This is a genomic window from Leisingera sp. ANG-DT (assembly GCF_000813785.1).
Taxonomy (GTDB): Bacteria; Pseudomonadota; Alphaproteobacteria; order Rhodobacterales; family Rhodobacteraceae; genus Leisingera.
Map to the genome: position 1 here is coordinate 1 of NZ_JWLE01000040.1, position 16,599 is coordinate 16,599.

General features: G+C 63.2%; 17 protein-coding genes. 9 read left to right on the plus strand and 8 right to left on the minus strand.

The window, feature by feature from the left end:
* Positions 1 to 163 (minus strand): hypothetical protein (locus tag RA21_RS23275; protein ID WP_446720201.1); only part of this gene is annotated, 163 nt, incomplete at its 3' end.
* Between the two features lie 90 nt (positions 164 to 253).
* Positions 254 to 703, minus strand: coding sequence for a methyltransferase family protein (locus RA21_RS20290; RefSeq protein WP_039152181.1), 450 nt, complete (start codon positions 701 to 703; stop codon positions 254 to 256).
* 352 nt (positions 704 to 1,055) lie between these two features.
* On the opposite strand from RA21_RS20290, the gene RA21_RS20295 reads away from it, so the two are divergent.
* The 4 genes from RA21_RS20295 (at position 1,056) to kynA (ending at position 4,442) form a co-directional block, all read left to right on the plus strand.
* Entirely contained in the window at positions 1,056 to 1,808 is a 753-nt protein-coding gene (locus tag RA21_RS20295; RefSeq protein ID WP_039152183.1) for an SDR family NAD(P)-dependent oxidoreductase, read from the plus strand.
* Positions 1,808 to 2,185 carry an MmcQ/YjbR family DNA-binding protein gene (locus tag RA21_RS20300; RefSeq protein ID WP_039152185.1) on the plus strand — a complete coding sequence of 126 codons (378 nt, stop codon included), beginning with the start codon at positions 1,808 to 1,810 and terminating at the stop codon, positions 2,183 to 2,185. Before RA21_RS20295 ends, RA21_RS20300 begins: the two co-directional genes overlap by 1 nt.
* Before the next feature lie 81 nt (positions 2,186 to 2,266).
* Entirely contained in the window at positions 2,267 to 3,460 is a 1,194-nt protein-coding gene (kynU, locus tag RA21_RS20305; protein ID WP_039152187.1) for a kynureninase, read from the plus strand.
* Positions 3,461 to 3,608: 148 nt separating this feature from the next.
* Positions 3,609 to 4,442 (plus strand): tryptophan 2,3-dioxygenase, encoded by an 834-nt coding sequence (gene kynA / locus RA21_RS20310; RefSeq protein WP_039152189.1) that lies wholly within the window; start codon positions 3,609 to 3,611, stop codon positions 4,440 to 4,442.
* A 31-nt stretch (positions 4,443 to 4,473) separates the two neighbouring features.
* Here the strand turns inward: kynA and RA21_RS20315 are convergent, their stop codons facing one another.
* Positions 4,474 to 5,055 carry a TetR/AcrR family transcriptional regulator gene (locus RA21_RS20315; RefSeq protein ID WP_039152190.1) on the minus strand — a complete coding sequence of 194 codons (582 nt, stop codon included), beginning with the start codon at positions 5,053 to 5,055 and terminating at the stop codon, positions 4,474 to 4,476.
* Between the two features lie 93 nt (positions 5,056 to 5,148).
* Between RA21_RS20315 and RA21_RS20320 the strand changes: the two genes are divergently transcribed.
* Both RA21_RS20320 and RA21_RS20325 read left to right on the plus strand, forming a co-directional pair.
* Positions 5,149 to 5,613, plus strand: coding sequence for a (2Fe-2S)-binding protein (locus RA21_RS20320; protein ID WP_019296830.1), 465 nt, complete (start codon positions 5,149 to 5,151; stop codon positions 5,611 to 5,613).
* Positions 5,614 to 5,616: 3 nt separating this feature from the next.
* The gene (locus RA21_RS20325; RefSeq protein WP_039152192.1) at positions 5,617 to 7,857 is read left to right on the plus strand and encodes a xanthine dehydrogenase family protein molybdopterin-binding subunit; all 2,241 of its coding nucleotides are present in this window, start codon (positions 5,617 to 5,619) and stop codon (positions 7,855 to 7,857) included.
* Positions 7,858 to 7,897: 40 nt separating this feature from the next.
* Here the strand turns inward: RA21_RS20325 and RA21_RS20330 are convergent, their stop codons facing one another.
* From RA21_RS20330 to RA21_RS20340, 3 genes are all read right to left on the minus strand, one after another.
* Complete coding sequence (locus RA21_RS20330; protein ID WP_039152194.1) at positions 7,898 to 8,413, minus strand: GNAT family N-acetyltransferase; 516 nt, start codon at positions 8,411 to 8,413, stop codon at positions 7,898 to 7,900.
* Between the two features lie 9 nt (positions 8,414 to 8,422).
* Positions 8,423 to 9,202, minus strand: a complete 780-nt coding sequence (locus RA21_RS20335; RefSeq protein ID WP_019296833.1) for a gamma-glutamyl-gamma-aminobutyrate hydrolase family protein — start codon at positions 9,200 to 9,202, stop codon at positions 8,423 to 8,425.
* 108 nt (positions 9,203 to 9,310) lie between these two features.
* A complete protein-coding gene (locus tag RA21_RS20340; RefSeq protein ID WP_152610600.1) occupies positions 9,311 to 9,931 on the minus strand; it encodes a helix-turn-helix domain-containing protein in 621 nt (206 codons plus the stop codon).
* A 158-nt stretch (positions 9,932 to 10,089) separates the two neighbouring features.
* On the opposite strand from RA21_RS20340, the gene RA21_RS20345 reads away from it, so the two are divergent.
* Positions 10,090 to 10,569: a fasciclin domain-containing protein gene (locus RA21_RS20345; RefSeq protein WP_019296835.1), complete on the plus strand. Its 480-nt coding sequence runs from the start codon at positions 10,090 to 10,092 to the stop codon at positions 10,567 to 10,569.
* 87 nt (positions 10,570 to 10,656) lie between these two features.
* On the opposite strand, the gene RA21_RS20350 is transcribed toward RA21_RS20345, so the two are convergent.
* Together RA21_RS20350 and RA21_RS20355 are read right to left on the minus strand one after the other, a co-directional pair.
* Complete coding sequence (locus RA21_RS20350; protein ID WP_039152196.1) at positions 10,657 to 11,085, minus strand: GlcG/HbpS family heme-binding protein; 429 nt, start codon at positions 11,083 to 11,085, stop codon at positions 10,657 to 10,659.
* Positions 11,086 to 11,194: 109 nt separating this feature from the next.
* Positions 11,195 to 13,342 carry a malate synthase G gene (locus RA21_RS20355; protein ID WP_039152241.1) on the minus strand — a complete coding sequence of 716 codons (2,148 nt, stop codon included), beginning with the start codon at positions 13,340 to 13,342 and terminating at the stop codon, positions 11,195 to 11,197.
* A gap of 222 nt (positions 13,343 to 13,564) precedes the next feature.
* On the opposite strand from RA21_RS20355, the gene pepN reads away from it, so the two are divergent.
* Positions 13,565 to 16,117 carry an aminopeptidase N gene (gene pepN, locus RA21_RS20360; protein ID WP_039152198.1) on the plus strand — a complete coding sequence of 851 codons (2,553 nt, stop codon included), beginning with the start codon at positions 13,565 to 13,567 and terminating at the stop codon, positions 16,115 to 16,117.
* On the plus strand, positions 16,110 to 16,568 hold the full coding sequence (locus tag RA21_RS20365) for a hypothetical protein (protein WP_039152200.1): 459 nt from the start codon (positions 16,110 to 16,112) through the stop codon (positions 16,566 to 16,568). The genes pepN and RA21_RS20365 overlap by 8 nt, the downstream gene beginning before the upstream one ends.
* Positions 16,569 to 16,599: the final 31 nt, after the last annotated feature.

Consider the following 16,599-nt stretch of genomic DNA (forward strand, 5'->3'; position numbering starts at 1 on the left):
CCCCGGCCTCAATCGCGCACTCATACCCCAGCTTCTGCAGCTGAACCGCAGACTCCGGCGTCATCGCAACACGGTTCTCGCCTGGGAATGTTTCTTTTGGTGTACCTAGTTTCACCTTCTTGGTCCCCCTCGTCTCGCCCGTGCCAGCAACGCCCGGGTTCAGATCAGAATAATTCTCTCTACATTGCGCAATTTTGTTGCGCAAGGATTTTGCCGCAATGCCGCGAAGTCATGCCGCATTGCCGCATTGACGTCACACCCAACGGCGCACCTTTTGCTCGTACCGGGCCCAGTCCGCCCGGAATTCGCGCCGCATCCGGTTTTCCTCCGGAATGACAAACCGCTTTTCCAGCAGCCACAGGAAGACCGGGATCAGTGGCAGCGACAGCACCGCATCGAACCACAGGATGAGCCCCGCCAGGATCAGCACATCGCCCAGGTAGATCGGGTTGCGGCTGCGGCTGAAGATGCCCGATTGCACCAGCCGGCTGGGTGTCTGGTGCGGGATCACGGTGGTTTTCTGGCGCCGCATTTCGGTGATCGCCAGCAGCGCCAGCAGGATGCCGCCGCCGGTCAGGATGCCCGCCAGAAATTCCGCCCAGGCGCCGCCAAAGGAAAGACCCAGAGCAAAATGGTCCGCTTGCAGCCAAGCCGCGGCAACAAAGACAGCCAGCCAGACCGGCGGCACATCCAGCCACCGCATCACGCTCTGCCCTCTTGCAGACATCTGTTTGAAACACCACGCATCGCGGGCAACCTTCCTTTAACCGGCCTGCTCGTCCAGCCCGCTTTGGCCGGGATTGAAAGAAAAGGACAATTTGCCCCACATGCCGCGAAAACGGCGAATCCGTTCCCGCTTGCGGCATGATCCTGCATAGTTTCGTCCGGATGCCTATGTATTTCTTCGTGTACTGTTTGGCATCCGCAGCCCGGTTGCCTGCGCGGCCGCCTCAGAAACACGTATTTCGTCCCCCAAAGCGGCCGTGACGGCACGACGGTCTTGCCAGATGGCCGCCCCACGATAGGCTGACCGGAAAACAGGGAGGCCGGATATCATGACTTTGCAAGGCAAACACGCGCTGGTGACCGGCGGCGGCACCGGGATCGGGCTGGCAATTGCCAGGGCCTTGGCGTCGGAGGGGGCGCAGGTCACCATTACCGGACGCAGGCAGGAAGTGCTGGAGGATGCTGCAACAGAAGGGCTGCATCCGCTGGTAATGGACGTGCGCGACGAAGAGGATGTGGCGGCCAAAGTGAACGTGGCGGTGGAGGCCCGCGGCCCGGTCCAGATCTGCGTCGCCAATGCCGGCGTTGCCGAAGGCGCGGCGCTGCACAAGACCTCGATGGCGTTCTGGCGCAACATGATGGCAACCAACCTGGACGGTGCCTTCCTGACCATCCGCGAGTGCTTCACGTCAATGCGGCAGACCGATTGGGGGCGGGTTATTACCGTCTCATCTGTCGCGGGCCTGCGCGGGCTGAAGGGCGGCGCCTGCTACACCGCCAGCAAACACGGGCTGGTCGGGCTGACCCGCGCCCTCAGCGAGGATTACCTGGGCACTCCCTTCACTTTCAACGCGCTGTGCCCCGGCTACGTGGACACCCCGATTGTGGAGCGCAACATCACCTCCATCGCCCAGCGCGCCGGTATGAGCGCGGTGGAGGCACTGGACGTGATGGTCAATGCCAACCGCCACAAGCGGCTGATCGAGCCGGAGGAAGTGGCCGCCGCCGCCCTGTGGCTCTGCGGGCCCGGGTCCGGATCGGTCAACGGCCAGTGCATCGAAATCTCGGGCGGGCAGATGTGATGGACCGCAAGGATTTCAATGAGTTCTGCGCCACCTTTCCTGCAGCCGAACATGTGGTTCAATGGGGCAACGCAGACGTCTGGAAGGCGGGCGGCAAGCTGTTCGCCGTCTGCGGCTGGGCCGATGGCAGGGATGCCTTCACCTTCAAGGCCGGCGACATCGCCTATGAGGTGCTGCAAGAGCGCCCCGGGGTCCGACCGGCGCCCTATCTGGCGTCGCGGGGCATGAAATGGCTGCAGCAGTTTGATGAAAACGGGCTGACGGATGCGGAACTGAAAGATCAAATCACACTGTCCTATCAGATGGTCACTGCAAAGCTGTCAAAGAAGAAACGCGCCGAGTTCGGAATACCGGATCCGCAGCCCGCCAGCGGCTAGGTACTGGACAGAGCGGCCCGGATAGGATAGCAAACCGGAAAAGCTTCAAGCTTAAAATACCCATCAGACGCGAGGCCCTCCATGACCGATTTTGCCGCAACCAAGGCGATGTTCGACCTGCCCGAAGGTGTGATCTATCTGGATGGCAACTCGCTCGGCCCCCTGCCCCGCGCTGCCAAAGACCGCGTCGGGGCGATGATGCAGGACGAATGGGGCCAGATGCTGATCACCGGCTGGAACAAGGCTGGATGGATGGACAAGCCCAAGGCGCTGGGAGACCGGATCGGGCGGCTGATCGGGGCGGAGCCGGGCCATGTGGTGATGGGCGACACGCTGTCGATCAAGGTCTACCAGGCGGTTGCCTCGGCGCTGGAGCTGAACCCGGGCCGCAAGGTGGTGCTGTCGGACAACGGCAACTTCCCAACCGACCTCTATATGGCCAGCGGGCTGCTGAAGTCGCTGGGGCCGGACTATGAGCTGCGGGTGGTGGACCCGGAAGCGGTTGAAGATGCCATTACCGATGAGATCGCGGTGCTGATGATCACCGAGGTGGATTACCGCACCGGCCGCAAGCACGACATGAAGGCGCTGACTGAAAAGGCCCATGCCCATGGCGTTCTGACGGTCTGGGATCTGGCCCATTCTGCCGGTGCCGTTCCGGTGGATCTGGCCGGGTGCCAGGCGGATTTTGCGGTTGGCTGCACCTACAAGTACCTTAATGGCGGCCCTGGCGCGCCGGCCTTCATCTATGTCTCGCCGCGCCACGCGGAGACCGCCCGCCCGGCGCTGTCGGGCTGGCTGGGGCATGAGGCACCCTTTGCTTTCGACCTCGACTACCGCCCGGGCCAAGGCATCGACCGGATGCGCGTCGGCACCCCGCCGATCCTGCAGTTGACCGCGCTGGAGGCGGCGATGGATATCTGGGACATGGCGGAGATGGACGCGGTGCGCGCCAAGTCCATTGAGTTGTGCGACCTGTTCATTGCCCTGGTTGAGGAAAGCTGCCCGCAGCTGGAGCTGGCCTCACCCCGTGACCCTGCGTTCCGCGGCAGCCAGGTGTCGTTCAAGTTCGACGAGGGCTATGCCGCGATGCAGGCGCTGATCGCCCGCGGCGTGATCGGCGATTTCCGGGCGCCGGATATCATGCGGTTCGGCTTCACCCCGCTGTATATCGACGAGGGTGACGTGCGCACGGCGGCTGAGATCATCACGGATGTCATGACCAACGCCCTGTGGGACCGGCCGGAATACATGGTCCGCCACGCGGTCACCTGATGCGCCTGCGCCGCGCATACCATCTGCCGCTCTGCCGCCCGGCGGGCTGGGTCGCGCTGTGGCGCCGCCTGGCTCAATGCGGCACCCTGAACCGGAGGACGCATTCCTTTCCCTGACATATACTGCATTTAGGAAAAGGAATGATCCGATGACACAACCCTATGATCCCGCCGAAGACGGCGCCCAGATGTCCTTTGACGGGCGCATGTCCTATGGCGATTACCTGTCGCTCGACATGCTGCTGAACGCGCAGAAGACATGGACCAATACCCATGACGAAATGCTGTTCATCATTCAGCACCAGACGTCAGAACTGTGGATGCGGCTGGCCATTCACGAGCTGAGCGCCGCCCGCGAGCGGCTGCTGGGCGGTCAGGCGCGGCAGGCGTTCAAGATGCTGGCGCGGGTGGCGCGCATCTTTGAGCAGCTCAATTCCGCTTGGGATGTTCTGCGCACCATGACACCCTCGGACTATACTGCGTTCCGGGATGAGCTGGGCCAAAGCTCCGGCTTTCAGTCCCATCAATACCGGCAGATCGAATTCATGCTCGGCAACCGCAACAAGGCGATGCTGCGCCCGCACGCCCACCGCCCGGACATTCTGGCGCTGCTGGAGGCGGAACTGAAGCAGCCGTCGCTTTATGATGTGGCGCTGAAGGCGCTGGGGCAGAGCTTTGCACTGCCGGACGAGGTGGTGAACCGGGATGTGTCGGAGGCCTATCACCCGCATGAAGCGGTGCAGGCCGCCTGGACCGAGGTCTACCGCGACACGGAAACCCATTGGGAGCTCTATGAGCTGGCCGAAAAACTGGTGGATTTCGAGGACTACTTCCGCCGTTGGCGTTTCAACCATGTGACCACGGTGGAGCGCGTCATCGGCTTCAAGCGCGGCACCGGCGGCACTGGCGGCGTCAGCTATCTGAAACGGATGCTGGAGGTGGAGCTGTTCCCCGAGCTGTGGCACCTGCGCACCGAGCTTTGAAACTTCGGCGGGTCGGATACTCCGGCCCGCCTCACCGCGGCGTCAGCCCCGCCCCGGCAAGGGCCGCCAGCTGGCGCACCCCGTCCTGGTAAGCCTCGTAATCCGCGGCAGTTTGCTTGATCCCCTTCAATGAGGCGCAGAGGGTCCGGGCAATCACCGACGCCTCGCCGCTCAGCACCGCCCGCCCGGCCGCAGCCTCCTGCTTCAGCCAATCCGCATAGATCCCGCTGAGGGCAGCCTCGCCCTCGGCGATCACTTCGCCCGCAACGCTTTTGGTGATCTCGAACAGCTCCATCCCGTGCGGTGAGGACATCATCATTTGCACGCCCTCCCCGGCCTGGCCCTGGAAGGCCGCCAGCAGCCGCTCCGGCAGCGGCCCCGGTTCCGCCAGCGCCGCCCGCACCCCGGCAGCCGCGTTGCCGTAATAGGCGGCCACCAGCGCCCGGAAAATCGCGTCCTTGTTCTTGAAATGCAGATACAGCGCAGGCCGAGACATGCCCGCGCCCTTGGCGATGTCATCCATCGAGGTCTTGCGGAATCCGTAAGTTGAGAACGCCATCCAGGCGGCCTCGAGGATTGCCTGCTGTTTCGGATCAATGCCTGCCATGTTCATGTTTCCGCTTCTGACATTGTTTGTTAAAAATGTCAATTGACACCCTGACAAAACTCGTTATTTTTGTCAGAAGCACAGCAACGGAGTCCCGCCATGCCAACAGACCTGCGCATCAATGGAAAAACCCATCAGGTGAATCTGCCTGATGATGTGCCCCTCCTCTGGGTTCTGCGGGATGAGGTCGGCCTCACCGGCACCAAGTTCGGCTGCGGCGTGGCTGCCTGCGGCGCCTGCACCGTGCATATTGACGGCGAGGCAGTACGCTCCTGCCAGGTGGCGCTTTCGGACGTGTGGGGAGAGGTGACCACGATCGAGGGCCTTGGCACGCCGGACGCGATGGCGGCAATCCAGCAGGCCTGGGTGGAGCATCAGGTAGCCCAGTGCGGCTATTGCCAGTCCGGCCAGATCATGCAGGCGGCGAGCCTGCTGGCAGAGAACCCGGCCCCCTCGGACGCGGAGATTGACGAGGCGATGCAGGGCAACCTGTGCCGCTGCGGCACCTACCCGCGCATCCGCGCAGCCATCCATTCTGCCGCCCAGAAGATGCAGGAGGCGTAACCTATGGCCAGTTTCAAGAAAATTGCCCGCCGCAGCTTCCTGATCGGCTCTGCCGCTATTGTCGGCGGCGTTGCTTTCGGCGCCTACTATGTCAGCCGCCCTGCCCCGAACCCGTTGAAACCGGCGGAAGGCGAAGCGGCCTTCAACCCGTTTGTGATGATCTCAAACGAAAAGATCACCCTGATTGCCCCACGCGCCGAGATGGGCCAGGGCGTGCACACCACCTGGGCCGCATTGATCGCCGAAGAGCTGGACGTGACGCTGGATCAGGTGGAGGTCATCCACGGCCCTGCCGCCACCGCCTATTACAACTCCGCCTTGCTGGGGGAAGTGATCCCATCCAAAGGCTACGACAAGTCGCGGTTCATACATTCGCTGGGCGAGGCGCTTGGCCATGCGGGCAAGCTGATGGATATGCAGGTCACTGGCGGTTCGTCCTCCATGAAGGACGGATATGAGCGGATGCGGGCCGCGGGCGCCTCTGCCCGGGAAACGCTGAAGCTTGCCGCCGCCAACCGGCTGGGCATTGCCAGCAGCCAGCTGTCGACCAGGGACGGCAAAGTGATTGCCCCCGCCAACATCGAGATTGCCTATACCGATCTGGCTGCTGAGGCCGCCGGGCTGGAACCGGTCGAAGCCCAGCTGCGCCACCGCAGCGAATGGAAGTTGCTGGGCAAGGCGCAGCCGCGTGTGGACATGCCCGGCAAGGCCACCGGCACCGCTAAGTTCGGCATCGACGTCCGCCTGCCGGGGATGAAGTTCGCGGCCCTCAAGGCGAACCCCCACCTTGGCGGCACAATGAACGGCTTTGATGCCAGCGAAGCGCTGCAGATGCCGGGCGTCGAACAAGTTGTGGACCTGGGCAATGCCTTTGCCGTGGTTGCAAACAACACATGGCTCGCCATCCAGGCCGCCGAGGCGGTCGCCGCAGACTGGGGGCCTGCCCCCATTCCGGACACGCAAGCGGAAATTCAGGACGCCATCCGCGCGGCCTTTGACGCTGAGCCGAACTCCACCCTGCGCGACGATGGCGATGTCTCCGCACTTCCCCAAGGGGCGCAGGAAGTCTCCGCCGAATACGAGGTGCCCTTCCTGGCCCACGCGACGATGGAGCCGCTGAACGCCACCGCACTCTACGACGGCAGCAAACTGCAGCTCTGGAGCGGCAACCAGGGGCCGCTTCTCACCCGCAACCACTGCGCCGATGCGTTGGGGATCGACCCTGAACAGGTCGAAGTGAACACCTCTCTGATGGGCGGCGGCTTCGGGCGGCGCGGCGAGATGGACTTCTCGGTCTATGCCGCCAAGCTGGCGCGGCAGATGCCGGGCACCCCGGTACAGCTCACCTGGAGCCGGGAAGAAGACATGACCCATGATTTCTACCGCCCCGGTGCCATGGCCCGGATGCGGGGCGCGGTGAAGGACGGCAGCGCGGTCCTGCTGGACGGTCAGATCGCCAGCCAAGCGCTGACCCCGCAGCTGATGAGCCGCTGGTTCGGCATGACACCTGCGGGTCCCGACACAACACTTGTCGACGGCGCCTTCAACCAGCCCTACGGCATCCCCAACTACCGCATCCGCGGCCACGCCGCGGACCTGCAGGTCCCGATCGGCGCCTGGCGGTCTGTCGGGGCGTCCTTCAACGGCTTCTTCATGGAAAGCTTCATGGACGAGATGGCCCATGCGGCCGGAGCCGATCCGCTGGAATTCCGGCTGGCCCTCACACGCCAGGAATGGGCACCTGCAGCCAAGGTGCTGGAAGCGGTCAAGGAGATGTCCGGCTGGACCGGCAAGACGCCTGACGGCGTGGGCCGGGGCGTTGCCATGACCTATAGCTTCGGCACGCCCGTGGCACAGGTGATCGAGGTGACGGCGGAAGGCGGTCTGATCCGCCTCAGGAAGGCCTGGATCGCCGCCGACCTGGGCATTGCGCTGGATCCGCAGAACCTGGAAGCACAGATGTTCGGCGGCATGGCCTATGGGCTGTCAGCTGCCATGTTCGGCGAGATCACCTTTGCCGAAGGTGCGGCGGAGCAAGGGAATTTCCCCGACTACGACGCCATCCGCATGCACACGATGCCTGAAGTGGAGGTGCGCATTCTGGAAGAGCAATCGCATATCAGCGGCGCAGGCGAGCCCGGCACCCCGCCAGCGGCTCCGGCGCTGGCCAATGCGCTCTTTGACCTCACCGGCAAACGCGCCCGGCGGCTGCCGCTGATGCATGACTTCGATCTGCTGATCTGACACCTGCGCGGCCTGCCCTGCCGGGGCGGGCCGCAAATTCTCAGGCGAGCGGTTTCACCATGCGGTAGTTGTGGAGCGTCACACCGCGGCGCTCCACCTCACGCCGCCGTTCAACGGCAAACCCCTGCCGCTCAAAGAACCCGCGCGCGGCCTCGCTGGCATTCACGTATAACTGCACCAGCCTTTGCCTTTGCGCTGCGGCCTCCAACTGCCCGTACAAGGCTGCTGCAACGCCCTGCCCCGCAGCCCGCGGATGGCAGAACAGCATGTCGATATGGCCGTCTGCCTCCAGGTCGATGAAGGCCGCAGCAACATCCGCCTTGTCCGCGGCCACCCACAGCTTGCGGCCATCGCAAACCCGCTGCCGGAACAGCTCCACCGGCGGAACCTCCGGACACCAGGCGGCAATCTGCTCCGGAGTATAATGGCGGCTGGCAAGGCCATGCACCGCTGAATGGAATACATCCGCCAGTGCGGCTGCATCTTCAGCCCTGCCGCGCCTGACAGTGAACGCCCGCTGCCCCGAGGCCGCGCCGCCTGCACCATCTTGTGTCATGAAAGAACCCTATGCCGTCTTCTGAAGACCAGCCTGCGGGCCGCCTGCGGCCCAGGCTTGCACTGCAGCGCCAAAGGCTTCGAACAGCGGCCGCGAAACCGGGTCCGCCGCCGCCTCCCACTCCGGATGCCATTGCACCGACAGGGTGAACCCCGGCGCGTCCTTGATATAGACCGCTTCCGGCGTGCCATCAGGCGCGTGGCCGTCGATGACAACCCGCGCGCCGGGACGCTTGATGCCCTGGCCGTGCAGGGTGTTGGTCATCACTTCCTCAGCACCGAACAGGCGGTGAAACACCCCGCCGGAGCTGAATTTGACTGTGTGGCGCAGGGCGAATTTTTCTTCCAGCGTGCCGTCCGGCGGCATCCGGTGGTTCATCCGCCCCGGCAAGTCGCGGATTTCCGGGTGCAATGTGCCACCCATCGCCACGTTCACCTCCTGGAAACCTCGGCAGATACCCAAGAACGGCTGGCCGCGCTCCACGCAGGCACGCACCAGCGGCAGGGTGATCGCGTCGCGTGCCCGGTCAAAGGCGCCATGCGCCTCTGTCTCGGCCTCGCCGTATTCGTTGGGATGCACGTTGGGCCGCCCGCCGGTCAGCAGAAAACCGTCGAACGTATCCAGCAGTTCCGCCACCGTAACGAACCGCGGGTCCGAGGGGATCATCAGCGGCATGCAGCCCGCCACCTCGGCGATTGCCTCGGAATTCATCGTCCCGCCCGCATGCACGGGGTACTGATCGTTCAGCAGATATGAATTGCCGATGATGCCTACTTTGGGTCGCGCCATGATCTGCCTGTAAATCCTTGTCCTAGAGAAAAACCTAGCTCTGCCACTGCCCGGGTTCAACAGTTCCTGCGGCGCAACAGATTGTTCACATGCGCACACGCCTCCGCCTCAGCTGCCCTCCTGGCCTGCCGCATTGCCGCCGGACACGACGGTGATCACCTTGCATCTCTGGCCGTCTGCAGCCCGGTAGCTGTGTTCGAAACCCGCATCGAAATAGACCGAGTCGCCCTTCTGCAGAACTTCAGTTTTGCCATGAATGGACAGTTGCAGGCTGCCCTCGATGACATAAAGCATCTCCGCGCCTTCATGGCTGTGCGGCTTGCTTTGCATCGCCGTTGCCGGAAACTCCGCCAGATAGGCCTGAAACCGGCTTTTTGAGACCGGGAAGTCCAGGCTTTCAAACAGGTAGGACACCGGCCCGTCGGTCTTGTCCCCCAGTTTCAGGCGGTCGCGCGCCCGCACCACCTCAAACACCGGCTCTTCCTCTCCGGGTCCAAAGAAATGATCCAGTCCGACGCCAAACACCAAGGCGATGCGCAGCAGCGTTGCCAGTGTCGGGAACACCTGCCCGCGCTCGATCCGCGAGAGCATGGCTGCCGAAAGGCCGGTATGCTCGCCCAGCTGCGCCAGCCCCATGTCCTTGGCCAGGCGCAGGGCCCGTACTTTCGGACCGATTCGGTAGGCCTCCAGCCCGTCCTGCAGGGTGTCTGACAGCGCTGTCCGGTTCACGGTTTCACCTCCAGAGCAAACTTGCGCTCTTGATTTTAACATCATGCAAAAATCATGCACATCACACAAATGTGCACTGTATGCAAAATTCTTGCATGAAATGCTGCATTCACCAAGGGGCTTTCCGCTCCTGCCAGTGACAGAAAGGATCATCCAAGATGTTTAACCGCCCTTCCCTGACAGCTCTCGCAATCGCCATCGGCCTGGCCCTGCCTGCCGCCGCGCCTGCCGCATCCAAGGACATTGTCGACACTGCAGTTGAAGCCGGCAGTTTTGAAACCCTGGCCGCCGCGCTGACCGCCGCAGACCTGGTGGGCACGCTCAAGGGCGACGGGCCGTTCACGGTGTTCGCGCCCACCGATGAAGCCTTTGCCGCCCTGCCCGAAGGCACGGTCGAAAACCTGCTCAAGCCGGAGAACCGCGAGCAGCTGACCCAGATCCTCACCTACCACGTGGTGCCGGGCAAAGTGATGTCGTCGGATCTGAGCGATGGAATGAAAGCGGAAACCGTGATGGGCAAGGAAATCACGGTGTCCCTGAACGGCGGCGTCAAGATCAATGACGCCTCGGTCACCACCGCAGATATCGAAACCGCAAACGGCGTCATCCATGTGATCGACACCGTAATCCTGCCCTAATAGCGGCCTTCCCCTCCTGCCCTTAGTTTAGGGCAGTAAGACCGCTTGCAGAGCAGCCCCTCCCGTCCCTGCGGGAGGGGCACTTTTTCAGATTTCGCCCTTGAGGCCCGCAGCTTCGATGCCCGCCACAGCCGCAATGGCGTCGTTGTCCGAGGTATCGCCGGTCACGCCGACCGCTCCGATCACTGCACCATCGGCACCGCGCACCAGCACACCGCCGGGCACCGGCACCACCTGGCCGCCGTAAACGCCGTTCACCGCTGCCATAAAATAGGACTGCGCCTCTGCCCGCGCCATCTGGGCGCTGCCGGCCATTCCCAGCATCACCGAGCCATAGGCCTTACCGTGCGCAATCGGAAAGCGGCCCGGCGCGGCGCCGTCTTCACGCTCAAATGCCTGCACATGGCCGCCAGCGTCCAGCACCACTACCGACAGCGGTTTCAGGTTCAGCTCATGCCCCTTCTCCAGCGCCACGCGGATGATGGTGCGCGCCTGCTCCAGTGAAATCCCAGCCATCAGTTCAGCCTCCTCTCCTGACGTTACGGAACAGAAAAGGAGGCCAAAAGGCCCCTTTTGACTACCCCTTTTTGCGGGGAAACTGTTTCATCCGGTCAGTTTGCCGCGGTCAGGCCGCGGCTTCCTGGGCCTTCAACTCCAGCCGCCGGGCGTGCAGCACCGGCTCGGTATAGCCGGAGGGCTGCACCCGCCCCTTGAAGACCAAATCGCAGGCCGCGTTGAAGGCGATGGTGTCATACCCCGGTGCCATCGCGCGGTAGGTATTGTCGCCGCGGTTCTGCTCATCCACCACCTTGGCCATCTTGCGCAAAGAGCCCATCACCTCCTCTTCCGAGACGACGCCATGGTGCAGCCAATTGGCGATGTGCTGCGCCGAAATCCGGCAGGTGGCGCGGTCCTCCATCAGGCCGACATCATTGATGTCCGGCACCTTGGAGCAGCCGACGCCCTGATCCACCCAGCGCACCACATAGCCCAGGATGCCTTGCGCGTTGTTGTCCACTTCGCGGGCAATCTGGCGCGGGGTCCATTTGCGGTAGGTGGCCAGCGGGATTTCCAGGATACCGTCCACATGGGCGCGGCGGCCGCCCTCTTTCAGCTTGGCCTGCACCGCCAGCACATCCACCTTGTGGTAATGCAGCGCGTGAAGTGTGGCGGCAGTCGGGCTCGGCACCCAGGCGCAATTGGCGCCGGATTTCGGATGCTCGATCTTCTGCTCCAGCATCGCCGCCATCATGTCGGGCATCGCCCACATGCCCTTGCCGATCTGCGCCTTGCCGGACAACCCGCATTCCAGGCCAATGTCGACGTTCAGGTTCTCATAGGCGCCGATCCAGCCCTTGCGCTTGATGAAATCCTTGCGGCTGAACGGCCCCGCCTCCATCGAGGTGTGGATCTCGTCACCGGTGCGGTCGAGGAAGCCGGTGTTGATGAAGGCCACCCGGTGCTTGGCGGCACGGATGCATTCCTTGAGGTTCACCGAGGTGCGGCGCTCCTCATCCATGATGCCGATTTTCACGGTGTGGCGCGGCAGGCCCAGGATATCCTCGACCTTGCCGAAGATGCGGTCAGTGAACGCCACTTCCTCCGGCCCGTGCATCTTGGGTTTCACCACGTAGACAGAGCCATGGGCAGAGTTGCCGCCCTCGCGCTTCAGGTCGTGTTTGGCGATCATCACGGTGATCAGCGCGTCCAGCAGGCCCTCGTATGCCTCGTTTCCGTCCTGATCCAGCACCGCCGGGTTGGTCATCAGGTGGCCGACATTACGCACCCACAACAGGGCGCGGCCTTTCACCGACATGGCAGAGCCGTCCGGTGCGGTATAGCCGAAGTCCGGGTTCAGGCGGCGGGTGATAGTCTTGCCGCCCTTCTCCAGTTCCGCCTCCAGATCGCCCTTCATCAGGCCCAGCCAATTTGAATAGGCCTGCACCTTGTCCGCGGCATCGACGCAGGCGACCGAATCCTCGCAGTCCATGATCGCCGACATCGCGCTTTCCAGCCGCACATCGGCCAGACCGGCCTGATCGCGGGCGCCGATGGCGTGGGCGCGGTCAAACACCAGTTCCACATGCAGGCCATTGTTGCGCAGCAGCACGGCTTCGGGCGCCTTGGGGTTGCCGCGGTAGCCTGCAAATTTCTCCGGCTGCGCCAGCGGCAGGTCGTCGATCAGCAGTTGGCCATCCTGCACGTGATAGCGGCGCACGTCGGCGTGGCTGGCGCCATTGATCGGAAATGCCTCATCCAGGAACACCCGCGCCCGCGCCACAACCCGCGCGCCGCGGCCCTTGTCATAGCCGCCCTTGGGGGCCGGAGTGCCCATCGCGTCAGTGCCATAGAACCCGTCATAAAGGCTGCCCCAGCGCGCATTGGCCGCGTTCAGCGCGTATCGGGCATTGGTGATCGGCACCACCAGCTGCGGCCCCGGCACCTTGGCAATCTCCGGGTCCACGTTCTGGGTTTCGATCTCAAAATCGCCACCCTCCGGCAGCAGGTAGCCGATCTCTGTCAGAAACGCCTTGTAGGCGTCGTGGTCATGCGGCTTGTCGCGGTTGGCGATATGCCAGGCGTCGATTTTGGCCTGGATCTCTTCCCGCTTGGCCAGCAGCGCCCGGTTTTCCGGTCCAAAGGTGTTCACAAGTTCCGCCAGGCCTTTCCAGAAAGCATCCACCTCGATCCCGCTGCCTGGAAGCGCCTGTTTCTCGATGAACTCCGCCAGCTCCGGCGCAACCTGAATTCCCTGTTTTTCGACCCGGTTCATGCTCTGCTCCTTCCGGCGGTACACCACTGTATGCTGACACCTGTCTAGGATAGAGGTTTCCGATCGGCAACAAAACAGGCGCCTTGTGAAACCGAACTCAATTTCTTGATTTTCAAGAAAGTGCTGCGGATTTTCCGGAAGCCGCATCTCAACCGCCAATCCGCTTGCAGTCCCGCCCCTATCCTCTACACCTGAAAAGAAGCAGTGCAGAGGAGAACGAGAATGGCCAAAGACACGCCCCAGACCTTCTACCTGAAAGACTACACGCCCTTTGGGTTTGACGTCGAAAGCGTTCACCTGACCTTCCGCCTGGCACCGGAAACCACCCGCGTCCTGAGCAAAATACGCTTTGCCCCGAAACCGGACGCGGCAAATAAGACCTTCTTCCTGCACGGCGAGGATTTGCAGCTGATCTCGGCCAAAATCGACGGCCAGGCGGTGACCCCGGAACTGGTCGAGGGTGGCCTGAAATGCGATGTGCCCAGCGCCCCCTTCACCTGGGAAGCCGAGGTGGAGATCAACCCAGCCGGCAATACCGCGCTGGAAGGCCTCTACATGTCCAACCGCATGTACTGCACCCAATGCGAGGCCGAGGGCTTCCGCAAGATCACCTATTACCCCGACCGCCCCGACGTGATGTCCACCTTCACCGTGCGGATTGAGGGCGACGAGCCGGTGATGCTGTCAAACGGCAATCCCATGGGCCAGGGCGAAGGCTGGGCCGAATGGCACGACCCCTGGCCGAAACCGGCTTATCTGTTTGCGCTGGTGGCCGGCGATCTGGTGAACCATCCCGGCAGCTTCACTACCAAATCCGGCAAGGAGGTGGAGCTGAACATCTGGGTCCGCCCCGGCGACGAAGGCAAATGCGCCTTTGGCATGGAGGCGCTGAAGAAGTCGATGAAATGGGACGAGGACGTCTACGGCCTGGAATATGACCTGGAGCTGTTCAACATCGTCGCCGTCGACGACTTCAACATGGGCGCGATGGAGAACAAAGGGCTGAACATCTTCAACTCCTCCTGCGTTCTGGCCTCGCCCGAAACCTCCACGGATGCCAATTTCGAACGCATCGAGGCGATCATCGCCCATGAGTATTTCCACAACTGGACCGGCAACCGCATCACCTGCCGCGACTGGTTCCAGCTGTGCCTGAAAGAAGGGCTGACCGTTTTCCGCGACGCGCAGTTCACTGCCGACATGCGCTCTGAGCCGGTGAAACGGATCGACGACGTGATTACGCTCCGCGCCCGCCAGTTCCCCGAGGACAACGGCCCCCTCGCCCATCCGCCGCGCCCGGAAGCCTTCCAGGAGATCAACAACTTCTACACCGCGACCGTCTATGAAAAAGGCGCCGAGGTGATTGGCATGCTGAAGCGGCTGGTGGGCGATGACAACTACTACAAGGCTCTGAAGCTCTATTTCGAGCGCCACGACGGCCAAGCCTGCACCATCGAGGACTGGCTGAAAGTGTTCGAGGATGCCACCGGTCGCGACCTCAGCCAGTTCAAACTGTGGTACAGCCAGGCGGGCACTCCGCGGGTCAAGGTCACGGAAGACTACGCCGACGGCACCTATACCCTGACGTTTGAGCAATCGGCGCCGCCGACGCCGGGCCAGCCGGACAAGGCGCCGCGGGTCATTCCGATGGCTGTGGGCCTGTTGTCCCCCAACGGCGACGAGGTGCGCGCAACTGAGGTGCTGGAACTGACCGAAGCCAAGCAGAGCTTCACCTTCGGCGGCCTCGCCTCCAAGCCGGTTCCTTCTATCCTGCGTGAATTCTCCGCCCCGGTGATCCTGGAGCGCGAGACCACCAACGCCGAACGCGCCTTTTTGCTGGCCCACGACACCGACCCGTTCAACCGCTGGGAGGCCGGCAATGCGCTGGCCAAAGAAACCCGCGTGGCGATGGTGCTGGACGGGGCCGCGCCCGAAGCCGCCTATCTCGACGCGCTGGAAAAACTGGTGCGCGACGACGATCAGGATCCGGCGTTCCGCGCCCTGGTGCTGTCGCCGCCCAGCCAGTCGGACATTGCCCAAACCCTGCATGAGCGCGGCTATACCCCCGATCCGCAGAAGATCTACGACGCGGCGGAGACCTTCGCCCAGACCCTGGCGCAGCAACTGGAAACCAGCCTGCCCCGGCTCTATGCAGCCACCACCGTCGAAGGCCCCTATTCCCCGGATGCCGAAAGCGCCGGCAAACGCGCCCTGAATGGCCGCATCCTGTCGCTGCTGACCCGGCTCGACGGCGGCGAACGGGCCGCGCGCCAGTATGCCTCTGCCGACAACATGACCCAGCAGTCTGCCGCGCTGGCTGCCCTGATGAAGGCGGAGAACGGCGAAACGCAAAGCCAGGCGTTCTTTGATCAATGGCAGGACGACCGGCTGGTGATGGACAAGTGGTTTGCCCTGCAGATCGCCTGCGCCGCGCCGGAGAAGACAGCTGCAACCGCTGCGGCGCTTACCAAACACCCGCTGTTCGACATGAAGAACCCAAACCGCTTCCGTGCGGTGATGGGGGCGCTGGCCGGCAATCACGCGGGCTTCCACCATTCCAGCGGCGAGGGTTATCAGTTGCTGGCCGACAACCTGATCGCGCTGGACAGGCTGAACCCGCAGACCACTGCCCGCATGTGCGCAGCGTTCCAGACCTGGAAGCGCTATGATGCAGGGCGCCAGTCGATGATCCGCGCCCAGCTGACACGTATTGCGGATACAGAAGGCCTCAGCCGTGACACCAATGAAATGGTGACCCGGATCCTGGATGCCTGAAACGCCTGTCACACCAGTCCCGGCGGAGGACTATAGCTTCTCCCGCCGGGGCCGCTCCCGGGCGGCCATTATTGCAACGGGCGGCTGGCTGGCTGCCCTTCTGGTGCTGTGGCTGGTGCTGGACGCCGCCCTGTGGCTGGTGATCCTTCTGGCACTTCCCGTTCTGCCTGCCATTGCGGACCTGATCCGCAACCCGCTGTCCGGGCTGAATATTTCCCAAGACCGGATTGAGTGGTTCACCGGCAAGCTGACCGGACAGGCGCAGCTGGATGAGATAGACCACGTGCGGTTCGACACCCGCTGGGACTTCTCGGTGCGCGCGACGCTGGTCCTGCGCAACGGAAAGCGAATCCGCCTGCCGCAGGAGGCCACCCCGCCGCACGCCGAGGCCGATGCAGAATTTCAGAAGCGCGGCATCCGCACGGAACGCCACCATTTCACGGCGTTCTGAAAGCCCTCCGTCAATCGCGCGGCAAAACCAT